The 11,743-nt window shown below is 46.9% G+C and carries 11 protein-coding genes; 7 read left to right on the top strand and 4 right to left on the bottom strand.

From position 1 onward, the window contains the following. The first annotated feature begins 86 nt into the window (after nucleotides 1-86). Nucleotides 87-371 (top strand): hypothetical protein, encoded by a 285-nt coding sequence (locus DSM107010_RS26230; protein WP_106170997.1) that lies wholly within the window; start codon nucleotides 87-89, stop codon nucleotides 369-371. Between the two features lie 416 nt (nucleotides 372-787). On the opposite strand, the gene DSM107010_RS26225 is transcribed toward DSM107010_RS26230, so the two are convergent. Both DSM107010_RS26225 and DSM107010_RS26220 read right to left on the bottom strand, forming a co-directional pair. Further along, nucleotides 788-1,978 carry a tyrosine-type recombinase/integrase gene (locus tag DSM107010_RS26225; protein ID WP_106170995.1) on the bottom strand — a complete coding sequence of 397 codons (1,191 nt, stop codon included), beginning with the start codon at nucleotides 1,976-1,978 and terminating at the stop codon, nucleotides 788-790. Further along, nucleotides 1,975-2,562 carry a Uma2 family endonuclease gene (locus DSM107010_RS26220; protein WP_106170992.1) on the bottom strand — a complete coding sequence of 196 codons (588 nt, stop codon included), beginning with the start codon at nucleotides 2,560-2,562 and terminating at the stop codon, nucleotides 1,975-1,977. Before DSM107010_RS26220 ends, DSM107010_RS26225 begins: the two co-directional genes overlap by 4 nt. Before the next feature lie 134 nt (nucleotides 2,563-2,696). Between DSM107010_RS26220 and DSM107010_RS26215 the strand changes: the two genes are divergently transcribed. The 3 genes from DSM107010_RS26215 to DSM107010_RS26205 are packed head-to-tail and all read left to right on the top strand — an operon-like array spanning nucleotide 2,697 to nucleotide 4,639. Next, entirely contained in the window at nucleotides 2,697-3,206 is a 510-nt protein-coding gene (locus tag DSM107010_RS26215) for a hypothetical protein (RefSeq protein ID WP_106170989.1), read from the top strand. Between the two features lie 10 nt (nucleotides 3,207-3,216). Continuing rightward, entirely contained in the window at nucleotides 3,217-3,942 is a 726-nt protein-coding gene (locus DSM107010_RS26210; RefSeq protein ID WP_127024274.1) for a Uma2 family endonuclease, read from the top strand. Between the two features lie 13 nt (nucleotides 3,943-3,955). Continuing rightward, nucleotides 3,956-4,639 (top strand): hypothetical protein, encoded by a 684-nt coding sequence (locus tag DSM107010_RS26205; RefSeq protein ID WP_106170921.1) that lies wholly within the window; start codon nucleotides 3,956-3,958, stop codon nucleotides 4,637-4,639. Between the two features lie 198 nt (nucleotides 4,640-4,837). On the opposite strand, the gene pdxR (DSM107010_RS26200) is transcribed toward DSM107010_RS26205, so the two are convergent. Both pdxR (DSM107010_RS26200) and DSM107010_RS26195 read right to left on the bottom strand, forming a co-directional pair. Then, nucleotides 4,838-6,301, bottom strand: a complete 1,464-nt coding sequence (pdxR, locus tag DSM107010_RS26200; protein ID WP_106170919.1) for a MocR-like pyridoxine biosynthesis transcription factor PdxR — start codon at nucleotides 6,299-6,301, stop codon at nucleotides 4,838-4,840. A 20-nt stretch (nucleotides 6,302-6,321) separates the two neighbouring features. Further along, nucleotides 6,322-7,047, bottom strand: coding sequence for a type 1 glutamine amidotransferase (locus DSM107010_RS26195; RefSeq protein ID WP_127024271.1), 726 nt, complete (start codon nucleotides 7,045-7,047; stop codon nucleotides 6,322-6,324). Between the two features lie 194 nt (nucleotides 7,048-7,241). On the opposite strand from DSM107010_RS26195, the gene pdxR (DSM107010_RS26190) reads away from it, so the two are divergent. From pdxR (DSM107010_RS26190) to DSM107010_RS26180, 3 genes are all read left to right on the top strand, one after another. Then, nucleotides 7,242-8,792, top strand: coding sequence for a MocR-like pyridoxine biosynthesis transcription factor PdxR (pdxR, locus tag DSM107010_RS26190; protein WP_199755756.1), 1,551 nt, complete (start codon nucleotides 7,242-7,244; stop codon nucleotides 8,790-8,792). A 242-nt stretch (nucleotides 8,793-9,034) separates the two neighbouring features. Then, nucleotides 9,035-10,423 carry a glutamine synthetase family protein gene (locus DSM107010_RS26185; RefSeq protein WP_127024268.1) on the top strand — a complete coding sequence of 463 codons (1,389 nt, stop codon included), beginning with the start codon at nucleotides 9,035-9,037 and terminating at the stop codon, nucleotides 10,421-10,423. Nucleotides 10,424-10,510: 87 nt separating this feature from the next. Then, entirely contained in the window at nucleotides 10,511-11,740 is a 1,230-nt protein-coding gene (locus tag DSM107010_RS26180) for a transporter substrate-binding domain-containing protein (RefSeq protein WP_199755755.1), read from the top strand. The last annotated feature ends 3 nt before the right edge of the window (nucleotides 11,741-11,743 follow it).

Here is an 11,743-nt window from a genome sequence, read left to right as displayed (position 1 = left end):
GATTTGGTACTTCATTCATGGCTACAATGCAGAGTTAGACAGGATTTGAGCTTCACCACTACTTCCATATCACTACCAATATTCCTATGGCGAATATTATTAACCAATCTCCAAACCCCTTAATTATTTGTTCGGAATGTGGTCAAGATGGGGGTTGGGGAAATGTATTATCTATAAGTTACCTTCTAGAACCACAAACTAAATTTCAATTATTTCCTGGCGCAGATATTCAACAAATTTCCGACACTTTTAGCGATGTATTTTTCCTCAATGCTTCTGAAAAATTACAAGATACTCTAAAAAAAGCACACAACGGGGATATAGCTCCAGTTTTCAAGCACGATCAATCTCTATGGAAGTTAAAAAAATAAATTATCTGAGATTCTCTTTAGGTACTGGACTGGTAATCAGGGAAAGTATCAAATCCACGAACAAAAAAGGGATTCAGCCAGTGAAATCGAACGGTGAGAAAATTGCATTGCCATAGCCAGTGTTGTGTCTTGGTTATCGAGGTACTTATACCTGCTTACTTAACACCTACACAACCACAATTACATTTTTAGACTTTGCCTGTCGAAATCGATTTGGATCGAGATCTCAAATCATTTCGATCCTAGAATTCTAGAATTCTCATATAGTAAAAGTTTTAGACTACACCAAATTCACCAGTAAATTCGCTCTTGCCCTTGTGTTGCTTCAGTTTTCAAGGATGGGATCGCAATGGTCTAGGATATAAAACCATTTCACACTCCAGATACACTTGGGTCTCACTGATAAGCGTGTAAGTCTAACTCTGATTATTGCGAGCGATCGCTTTTCGATAAGCCGCCTCAGCCGCCACCCCACGACCGTACTCGCTGTAGCGCCGGAAAGCGCTTTCCGATTCGTGCCGCGTCAGCTTCCGTGCTAGATAACTGTCTATACCCATCAGCACTAAGCGAGTGGCAAAGGTATGGCGCAACTGATGTGGATGAACTACCAGCAATCGTTGGGCTTTTGTTTTCAATCGGGGTGGTAGGTGCGCCAATGCGAATGGGGGAAAATTAGATGGATTGCTGTAAGCTAAAAATGCTTGCATTTGTTGGGTTTGAGTTTCATCTAAAAAGCTAGGTAATTCATGCCGCCCAAACCAATCCTGAATTAGCATTCCACAAGCAATGCGTCCTAAATCCCGTATCATTTTATAAATGCCATCGTATCCCAAGCGTCGTGCCTTCAGCTTTGGCTTTGGGGAATGGGAGAGGAATAGTGGCTCGTCTGACTCCATAGTACTCTTCTGTTGTCGCCTTGCTTCCAAGTAGCTGTCTACAGCCAGCGATGATTCTGGAGCTAGGGGAACCCAACCAGTACTATCGTGCTTGGCTTGTCGGATAAACACCCGCTCGCCGTCATAGTCAGACACGTTTAACTGTGAAACTTCTTCTGCCCTCAACCCATGTTCCAGCACGGCGAGGATTGCCCGGTCGCGCAATTGCATTTCGCCTCGATATTCCAACGCTTCATACAGAGCTTCGACTTCGGAATCTGACAAATGCTGTGGTTGTGGCTTTTTCTGGGGCGGGATCGTCACGGCAACTGTAGGATTTTCATCGATGTAGTAGCTGGCAACCATCCACTTGAAGAAGCTTTTGAGTGCGGTCATCGCAGCTGCAACTGTAGCTGGCGATCGCTGCTGCTTCCCATTGTCGGATCGTAAAGTTTCTAAGTAGCACTTATAGGATGCAATATCACGACCATTGATGTCGTTCCATGCCTTATCCGTCCAGTTTACGAAGCGCCTCAGCTCCCGCTCGTATGCTTTTTTCGTATTCGGCGCAATCGTTCTAGCACGGAAAAATTCCTCCACGCGCAGCCAGCGCAAGTCGCAAGGGGGTTGGGTTGCCTTTGGAGTTGCGTTGCGATGGTCGCGACTTAGCGTTCCGCCTTCGGCATCGCCTTCAATGCTATGAAACTCCAGAATCGGTAATGGTTTATTCATTGGGGTGACTCAAAAATTCGGCTTAAATCCAACACAAAACCAGGTAGTACCTCTTCTCCAGATAAGCTACTAGGAGAATTAAGGATTTGTTTTGGCTGACCTTGACGATAAATCTCTACAATTCTTTGTTGCGGATTAATTAACCATCCAAGCTGTACCCCATTCTCCATATATTCCTGCATCTTGGCTTGCAGTGGTTCTAATTCATCCGTAGCCGAGCGCAGTTCAATGACAAAATCGGGTGCAAGTGGGGGAAATTTTCTTCGTTGCTCTGGAGTCAGCGCCTCCCACCGCGATAATTCTACCCAAGCTGCGTCAGGGGAACGGTCTGCACCGTTGGGTAATTTAAATCCAGTAGAAGAACTGAAGACAACTCCCAATTGAGTTTGTCGATTCCATATGCCTAGATCGACAATCAAATCTGCTTCACCTTTACCTCCCTCACCTCCAGTTGGTGGCATGACAACTAATTCTCCAGTAGCAGTGCGCTCTAACTTTAAATTTGGATTGACCTGACAGAGATTGTAGAAATCATCGTCATTCATGTGAACTACGGGTGACAACTTGAGCGTAAGGGCAGACATGGTAATTTCCCCAATGCTACCTAAATTATAGTTCCTGTTAAGCCAGATATGTCACTAATATCTGGCTTACACTATACTTACACTAAATTAGCTACCATGCTAGACTGAGGAGAGATTCCTACCCTGTATCCGTCATGGGTCGTCACATCAGTAAAATTTGTCGGCAGTGTGCCACCCTATCTGTCGAAGATGCCAAGGAGCTTCACGGCGAAAATGGCGATCGCTGTTGGAATCCTCGAATTTGCCATCGTCGGCGCTCTCACTACCGTCACCGCGATGACAACAACCGCTCCCGTCGCCGAACGAAGAGGATAGGAATTTCGGTAAGTACAGAGCTATCAGTTCCAGTCGAGATCGAACCGCCAGTCCCTCAAAGCGCGATCGCTGCTGTTTTGGTACTGTATCGTCAGCACAAAAACTCGCCAGTCCACGCGGTTGCAGCCGAAATCTGGCAAGGCAGTCATCTGATTGCTTCTGTCAAACCCGTTCACTGCATGGGGATGCGCGGCGATCGAGTCAGCGAATATCTTCAGGAAATCTTACAACTACTCACACAACAATTTGGAGTTGTGCGGTTTGAGGACATAATTAAAGAAGTCCCCGTCCAAAAGTGTCCGATTCGACCCTGCCCTTTGCAAATTTAGTGGTGCAACTATGAGCGATCATTCCAATGGCGATGCCTCGGGCGGTTCGCGAAGCGACCATCGCGCTCTTAGCACTTCCAAAGCGGATAATACTCTAGCTAGGGTGGCATTGCCTCCAGAACAGCGGTTAACTTTATCCGATGTCAGTTGGGATACTTACGAAAAGTTGCTAGAAGCATTTGGCGAGCATCGGGCAGCGCGGCTGACTTACGATCTCGGAGTATTAGAATTCATGGTTCCACTAGAAGAACATGAAAACAAGAGCGACTTAATTGGCGTTTTTATTCGCACTCTAGTGGAAGAAAGCGGGTGGAATATTAAAAGTTTGGCATCGACAACGCTCAAGCGCGAAGATTTGAAAAAGGGAGCCGAACCAGATAAATGCTACTACATCCAAAACGAAATGCTGGTTAGAGGCAGAACGATCGACCTCAACCGCGATCCACCGCCGGATTTAGTCGTGGAAGTGGACATTACTCACACTGATATAGATAAGAATGCGCTCTACGCTCAGTTAGGGATACCGGAATTTTGGCGCTACGATGGCGCAGTTCTCAGGATTTACCAGCTCGCTACGGGAGAATACCAAGAAGTTTCCGCTAGCCCTACATTCAACTGGTTAGAGAAGGAAACGTTTTATCAATTTTTAGCACAATGCCGCGATCGAGGAGAAGCGAATGCCAATCGGCAACTGAGATCGTTCGTCCAAGCACAACTAGCAAAATTGTCCGAATAGACCCAATCGACAAATGCAAGCGATCCAACTCGAACTTGACTTATGGAATAACTTGTCAGCAGCTGCCGCTGCTCCACTTGCTGCTAACATGAACCAACTGTGGCAGGATTTGGAAGTGGCGATTGCACCTCTACCACAGCAATTACAATTGGCGACAGTAGCCGAAGTAATTTTGAAGATAGCTCAAATCTATGCGGAGCGCGCCCAATCCCTGCTGGATGATTGGGAAGCAACCCATGAGTGCGATGACGAACCAGTTTTAAACGAAGATATGCTGGCTCCAATGCTGCGTCAAACAATGACATTAGATCTCGATGCATTGCTAGAGCCACCGCCCTACTACCCGCGTTCCTCCCACTCAAATTCTCAATCGATTGTAGGGGAGGTAGATAAAGCAGCCATGCTGGAAGTGTTAGATGAAATGGCAGCCAAGCGCACAGATGAAGAAGACTCAACCCATGTAGCACATGCGGAAGATATCTCTGCTTGGGCTAGGGCAATCGCTGAGTATTTCGCTAGCAGACAAACACATTGCTTACCGCTGCTTGAATTGGTACAAAAGGTACGTTATCCAGCCCAAAAGCAGTCAGAATCTGGATCGCGATTAGTCAAGACGTGGATGGCATTGTTGTTAGGAGGATTTGGGCTAAAGCAGCAAGAATTCTACGATTTAGAGAGTATTGAGGTTTGGTACTAATAATCCTCTAATAATCCTGTTACGATTGTCAAAATCGATTTGAACTGAGATCTCAAACCCTTCGCGATCAAAGATACAATTTTATTTCACATATCTTGCAAAGCATATTACTTATATAAGAGCCATTTTCCTGCTCCAAGCACATACAAATATAGGATGAATTGAGAGCCAAAACCATTTCAACTTTCACGCTCGCTTTTAAACTTTTAACACTTTTGACAACCGATAAATGCCCTCTTCTATTTGGGATTCATTAAGTTCGGTATATCCTAAAATAAATTGTCCCCTACAACTATTCTTTAGGTAGTATGGGCTAGCATTCGTGATTCCAACACCCACCTGCACGGCGCGAGCGAGAATTTCTTCATCGCTCAAAAGTAAATTAAGTTGCATCATGACATGCATTCCGGCATTTTCACCCATAATGCTAGCCTGTCGAGCGAAATATTTTGATAAAGCTTGCACCAGTGCTTGACGACGGCGATCGTAAAGATTTCGCATTCGCCGAATATGACGTTCTAAATGCCCTTCGGCGATGAAGTCTGTCAAAACGTACTGCTCCAGTAGAGGAGATTGGCGATCGGCTAACCATTTGGCATGACAAAATACGTCCACTAAATCTGGCGGCAGAACTAAATACCCAATTCGTAAAGCAGGAAATAAGACTTTTGAGAACGTACCCATATAAAGTACAGCATCGTTTCTGTCCAACTCTTTCAAGGCGGGAATTGGGCGCTCTCCATAGCGATACTCGCTATCGTAGTCGTCTTCAATAATCAACGCTCCCCTTGCCTGCGCCCATGTGAGTAATTCCAGTCGTCTAGACAACGACATGACTGCCCCTGTGGGGAATTGATGCGACGGTGTCACGTAGATCAGCTTAGTTGGGGACAAAGCAAATTTCGGTAGTTCTTCAACGACGATTCCCAATTCATCAACTGAAATGGGGCAGAGAGACGCTCCTTGAGCTGCAAATGCCTGCTTTGCTCCTAAATAACCAGGATTCTCGATCGCGACCGTATCCCCTCGGTTAATAAAAATCCGCGCGGTAAGGTCGATCGCCTGTTGCGAACCACTGACGATCGCAATACAGTCAGGATGGCAACAAACTTGACGCGATCGCTCTAAGTAGTCAGCGATCGCCTGCCGCAGCGGTCGATGTCCCAGCAAATCGGGATTGTAATCGAGCGCGTCTCGCTGGGAGCGACAATGACGAGATAGTAGCTGTCGCCAGATTGCTTGCGGGAATTCATCGAGTGCGGGGCGACCGTAACGAAAGCTAATCGCTGCGCTCGGATCGGGTGGGACGAATGGATTGAAGTCAACTAAACTCTCGCCGTAGGTCGATAGCGAGCGGTTGTGTTGGTGAGGCAATTGAGTTGGTTGAGGTAGAGTCGCTTCAGACAAATCTGCGGGAATTTGCCGACAAACAAACGTTCCAGAGCCAACAATGGCTTGAAAATAGCCTTCGCTTAAGAGTTGGGCATAACTTTGAGCCACTGTATTGCGCGAGACTTTTAAATACTCAGATAGGCTTCGAGTCGAAGGAACGCGCTGACCAGGGGCTAATTTTCCGGCTAAAATCTTGTGTCGTAGCCCCTCATAAATCTGCCGATACATTGGCAATGGGGCATCCGGATTGAGAGGAATTGCAAAATCCATTATCGATTGTCGTGTTGCCACTAAACGTTTGCATGGGTTTGGACTTCTACAAGATCTAACCAAGCATGGCATATCTCTCGACAGAAAGCTTTTGAACGAGCCAGATACATCTCTACTTGTGATGCTAACTGCTCTGGAAAATCAGGATGATTTTGCTGTAAGTATTCTTTACCCTCAGCTAGCCAGCTTTGTAAAATCGCCTCATTCACCTCTAGATGGCATTGGAAACCATAGATGTTGTGATGAATTCGATAAATCTGATTTCGACAAGCCTTTCCAGTCATCAAGAGCGTTGCATTGTCTGGTAGATCGAAGGTGTCAAAGTGCCACTGCATCAGATGAATCGAGTCAGAATAATTCTTTAGTAGCGGATCGTCAGCGATCGCAGCGCCAACGGGGTAAAGTGGCGCAAACCCAAGTTCGATTGCCTCATGTGGATAAACTCTCTTACCGAAAGCTCTAGCAATCAATTGCGCTCCCAAACACACGCCTAAAATTGGCTTGCGCTCGGCGCTAAACGAACGCACTAGCTCGACGACTTGCGGCAAATAAGGATAGCGATCGTCATCCTCAGCGTTCATTATGCCACCTAAAATCAGCAAACCGCCAAAAGAATGGCTGCGTTTAGGCAGGAGATCGCCTTCAGTCGGCACGATCGTTTCCATCTGTACGTTGCGATTGGAAAGGCATTCTTCCAGAACGCCAAGCGGTGCCAGACGATGATTTTGAATCGCCAATAGATTCATAACGGTTCGATACTTAAAGTTTCCACAAGCACGACTAGATTATTTGAAATTCTCCAACTCTGAATCTTTCTACTCAACACTAATATCTATGTTACGAGCAATTTGGCTCTAAAGAAAGTGCCATTTTAGATACATTTGAGAGAGCCATTTCCTGGCATCTTGGAATACGATTAGCTTGTAAAAGGCACGCACCTATGACTAGGCAGATAACGATGTTAGCTGGAATCGATCTCGACCGAGCATCTTCAATGCCGCTTTACCTCCAGCTTTATGAAAGTATTCGTAGTGCTATTTTAAGCGGGCAACTGGAGGCTGGGATTCGGCTTCCTTCTACTCGCGACTTTGCGGCGAGTTTGGGCGTGTCTCGCAATACAGTAGCTTCTGCCTTCGAGCAATTATTTGCTGAAGGATATATCACAGGGAAAGTGGGTGCGGGAACGTATGTCGCTCAGATAGACAATGCCACTGCTAGCAGTCCGAGTTTTGCCCAACCCGACTCGACTCAGCTTCCCTGCAATCTGTCTCAACGAGGTATGAAGATGTTGGCGCTGCGAGAGACGATCTTTCGCTATCGACACGATCCAGTTCGCGCTTTTCGTCCTGGAGTGCCTGCCTTAGATAGGTTTCCAGTGGAGATTTGGTCTAAGTTAATGGCGCAGCACTGGCGCTATGCCCAGCCCGATCTGCTCAGTTATGGCGATCCGTGCGGCTATCGCCCCTTGCGCGAATGCATTGCCGAGTATTTGCGACTCTCAAGAGCAATGCGGTGTAAAGCGGAACAAGTGATTATCGTCTCAGGTTCGCAGCAGGCGCTAGATATCACAGCGCGGGTGTTGCTCGATCCAGGAGATGCCGCTTGGATGGAAGATCCAGGTTACATCGGGGCTAGAAATGTGTTTCTGAGTGCAGGGATCGATCTTGTTCCGATTCCGATTGACGAACAAGGGTTGAACCTTGAAGTAGGAAAACTGAAATGCCCTGATGCCAAATTAGCGTACATCACCCCTTCCCATCAGTTCCCGCTCGGCTACACCATGAGTCTTGCTCGGCGATTGGAACTGCTGCGGTGGGCGCGACAGTCTGGAAGCTGGATTATTGAAGATGACTATGACAGCGAATATCGATATCAAAGTCAGCCCTTGGCAGCACTACAAGGATTGGATGATAGCGGACGCGCGATTTACATGGGGACATTCAGTAAAGTGCTGTTTCCCGCCTTGCGACTTGGTTACTTGGTAGTGCCGCCAGAGTTAGTAGATGTCTTTGCCGCCGCACGAGCTGTTTGCGATCGCCACTCTCCTCTCTTCGAGCAAGCAGTTTTAACTGACTTTATTACAGAGGGACACTTCAATCGTCACCTGCGACGGATGCGAGTCTTGTATGCCCAACGGCAGGCTGCGCTTGTTGGCGCGGCTCAACCTTTGAAGCGGTGGCTGAAAGTTCCACCTTGCCAAACTGGAATGCACTTGATCGGTTGGTTACCAGAAGGAGTGGACGATCGCGCTGTCTCTGGGCAGTTAGCTCTACAGGGAATTATAGCTCCGCCTCTGTCTGCTTATCGACTCGAACCTTCTCGACAGGCAGGACTTGTCTTAGGGTATGCCGCATTTGATACAAAAGCGATTGCTGATGCGATCGAACAAACGATCCCAATTTTAAAAGAGATTGTGGAAAATTTGTCTAGCCCAAATTCACAAGATCCGAGTTATTTCTCTGCCACCGATGCTTTGCTATCTGCTTCATAAAGAATAATTTTAGTATTAAATGCTACTGATTCGAGCAGTGAGAATTGGCACCTTAAATTTGAGATAGATTGGTACTTTTCACTATGCCAGTTGCAGAATAGGATAACTAGAAAGCTGCACGAGAACTATTAAATATCCAAGTTTAATTGCTGCGTTTTGGGTGCAGTAAACTTTTTTCAATTCAGTGCGAGCAGCTGAAACTGGTTTTATTCGACTGTTCTATTACAATTGGCGGTTTCAAAATGGTTGTATCTGATAGTATTTCTAACAACACATTTAACAACCTACAAGGGAACTCTAACGCTGCGACTGACTCAGTATCCGAGTTCATGCAAGAACTCGAACGAAATGATATTCGGTATGTCCGCTTTGAGATGCCCGACCTACACGGTATCTCTCGCCTCAAAGTCATTCCAATTAACAAAGTAGAAGGATATGCCCGTCAGGGACTTAACTTCTACGGTGGTACGTTGGCGCTCGATACTTCTTCATTGGTGGTTCCAGGGTCGGGTTACCATGCCGAGCGCAAATTCAAAGATCACCTAATCTTGCCCGATTTCAGCACGTTAACGCCCGTACCTTGGTTAGAAAAGACAGCAAAAGTGATTTGCGATCCGGTGGAATATTCGGGCGAAATGATAGCGATCGCCCCACGCTATGTCCTCAAGAAAGTGCTAGAACTGGCAGCAACGATGGGCTTTGATGTGATGATGGGACACGAGTTCGAGTTTTATTTGCTTGATGGCGAGACCCGACAGCCCCTATTTGGTGGCTGCCAAATCTTCAATCACCTCCGTAGCCAATACAACTCAGATATTGAAAAGATGGTGCAGTATTTAGAAGAATCAAATCTAGATATCATTACCTACAACTGCGAACACGCACCATCTCAATTTGAAATCAACTACGGTCCGGCGAGCGGCATTGAAGCAGCAGACAAAGCGTTCAACTTCAAAACAGCAGTGAAAGAAACCGCTCATCGGATGGGCTATCTCGCTACGTTCATGACCAAACCCTATCCTGATAAATCTGGCAGCTGCTGCCATTTCCACATTAGTCTTTGGAATAAAGAGACAGGTGAAAACGTGTTTCTAGATACTCGCGACGAACTTGGTTTGTCATCCACGGCAAAGTCATTTATTGAGGGAATTTTGACTCATGCACGGGGATTGATGCCGACGATTGGACCCACGCCAAATTGCTATCGCCGCTTGAAACCGCATACGTTTGCACCTTCCAAGGTAAGTTGGGGCATTGAGGATCGCTCGTCGATGGTGCGAGTTAAAGCAACGCACGACGACCGAACGCACTTTGAAGTGAGAGCGGCATCTGGTCTGAGCAATCCTTATCTTACTGCAGCAGGCGTACTAGCGGCTGGATTGTTGGGCGTTAAAAAACAGTTGTCTCTGCGTTCAGCGAGCGATTGCCCTGGAGAAGAGAATCCTGAGTTTCCCTGGCTACCGCAGAGTTTGGGAGAGGCTTTGGATAGTCTGGCAGCTGATTCAGAGATGAAGCAAATACTGGGTGAAGAGTTTGTCCGAGTATTCACCGCAGTCAAACGATTTGAACTTGATCGCTTCGCTCGCCACGTCAGCGATTGGGAAACCAACGAGTACATGGAAGTTTACTAATCGGAATGAATCCGACCGATACCAATAACCCGTTTTGAATTTTGCCAAGGGGAGGCAATGAAGCGACGAACATTTATCCAAACCACGATGGCTTCAGCTACTCTGACAGGGATGACTGGATGCGCCCGCAGTATATCGAGCGCAGCTGGCGATAAGATCGACGTGGGTATTCTATTCTCACTGACAGGTGGCTTAGAAATTGTTGAGAAATCGATGCATGACGCAACGCTAATGGCGATCGATGAGATCAATCAAGCTGGTGGCGTGCTGGGGAAACAGTTGATTCCAGTAATCGAAGATGGTGCGTCCGATCCGCGTATTTTTGCGGAAAAAGCTCGCAAGTTGCTGATTTCTGACAAAGTAGCAACGGTTTTTGGCTGCTACACGGGTGCAAGCGTCAAAGCGGTGTTACCGATCTTCACGCAGCAGCGAGGACTGCTTTACTATCCAACTTACGCTCAGGGAAACGAGTGTCCGTCTCATGCCGTTTACACTGGAGCCGTTCCAAATCAGCAAGTGAGTAATTTTCTTCCCTGGATCATGAAGAATCTCAATGCCAAACGATTCTTTTTAGTCGGGTCGAATTACGTGTTTCCGCGCGAAATGGCAAAGATTGCCAAAATCGTGCTGAAGCAAAACGGCGGCGAGTTTGTCGCCGATGAATATTTGCCACTCAATCATACCGAATGGGGGTCGTTAGTTAGCAAGGTCCGGCAGTTAAAACCAGATGCCATTTTCTCAAACGTGGTTGGCGCGTCAACAGTAGCGTTCTATCGAGAGTTCAAGAACCAGGGTCTCAAACCGGAAGATCTTCCGATTTGCTCGACAGTGACAAGTGAAGTGGAAACGCAAGCGATCGGCACTGACTTTGTTAGCGGACACTATTCATCATTTCCCTACTTTCAGTCGGTAAACACGCCTGTCAATAAAGAATGGGTTGCTAAAGTCAAGCAGAAATTTGGCGATCGCGCTGTCACTCATCACGCGATGGAGTGTTCTTACTGGCAAGTACATATTTTTAAGCAGGCAGCAGAAAAGGCAGGATCGCTTGAGCCAGAGAAACTCCGGATGGCTTCGCTGGGCTTGGAGTACCAGGCTCCAGGTGGACTAGTCAAAATCGATCCAGACAACGGTAATGCATGGCTAACGCCTCGAATCGGTCAGTGTCAGTCGGATGGTCAGTACAAAATTGTAGATGAAGGCGCTGAGCCAATCAAACCATTGCCATATATTGCCTATGGAGAAACAACCAGCAATCTCTATTGCACGGCAAAGGGTTTAGACACGACTAAATTCAAGCCGCAAGAACAGTCGTGAGGT

This window comes from Chroococcidiopsis cubana SAG 39.79 (assembly GCF_003991895.1).
Taxonomy (GTDB): Bacteria; Cyanobacteriota; Cyanobacteriia; order Cyanobacteriales; family Chroococcidiopsidaceae; genus Chroococcidiopsis; species Chroococcidiopsis thermalis.
The sequence above is the reverse complement of the archived record's forward strand: the minus strand, read 5'-3'. Positions and strand labels throughout refer to the sequence as shown.

What these genes read in the sequence shown, in the direction of transcription:
- DSM107010_RS26220 (WP_106170992.1), bottom strand. Translation starts at nt 2,562, where the DNA reads ATGTCTGCCCTTACGCTCAAGTTGTCACCCGTAGTTCACATGAATGAC.
- DSM107010_RS26230 (WP_106170997.1), top strand. Translation starts at nt 87, where the DNA reads ATGGCGAATATTATTAACCAATCTCCAAACCCCTTAATTATTTGTTCG.
- DSM107010_RS26210 (WP_127024274.1), top strand. Translation starts at nt 3,217, where the DNA reads ATGAGCGATCATTCCAATGGCGATGCCTCGGGCGGTTCGCGAAGCGAC.
- DSM107010_RS26185 (WP_127024268.1), top strand. Translation starts at nt 9,035, where the DNA reads ATGGTTGTATCTGATAGTATTTCTAACAACACATTTAACAACCTACAA.
- DSM107010_RS26225 (WP_106170995.1), bottom strand. Translation starts at nt 1,978, where the DNA reads ATGAATAAACCATTACCGATTCTGGAGTTTCATAGCATTGAAGGCGAT.
- DSM107010_RS26215 (WP_106170989.1), top strand. Translation starts at nt 2,697, where the DNA reads ATGGGTCGTCACATCAGTAAAATTTGTCGGCAGTGTGCCACCCTATCT.
- pdxR (WP_106170919.1), bottom strand. Translation starts at nt 6,301, where the DNA reads ATGGATTTTGCAATTCCTCTCAATCCGGATGCCCCATTGCCAATGTAT.
- pdxR (WP_199755756.1), top strand. Translation starts at nt 7,242, where the DNA reads ATGACTAGGCAGATAACGATGTTAGCTGGAATCGATCTCGACCGAGCA.
- DSM107010_RS26205 (WP_106170921.1), top strand. Translation starts at nt 3,956, where the DNA reads ATGCAAGCGATCCAACTCGAACTTGACTTATGGAATAACTTGTCAGCA.
- DSM107010_RS26195 (WP_127024271.1), bottom strand. Translation starts at nt 7,047, where the DNA reads ATGAATCTATTGGCGATTCAAAATCATCGTCTGGCACCGCTTGGCGTT.
- DSM107010_RS26180 (WP_199755755.1), top strand. Translation starts at nt 10,511, where the DNA reads ATGGCTTCAGCTACTCTGACAGGGATGACTGGATGCGCCCGCAGTATA.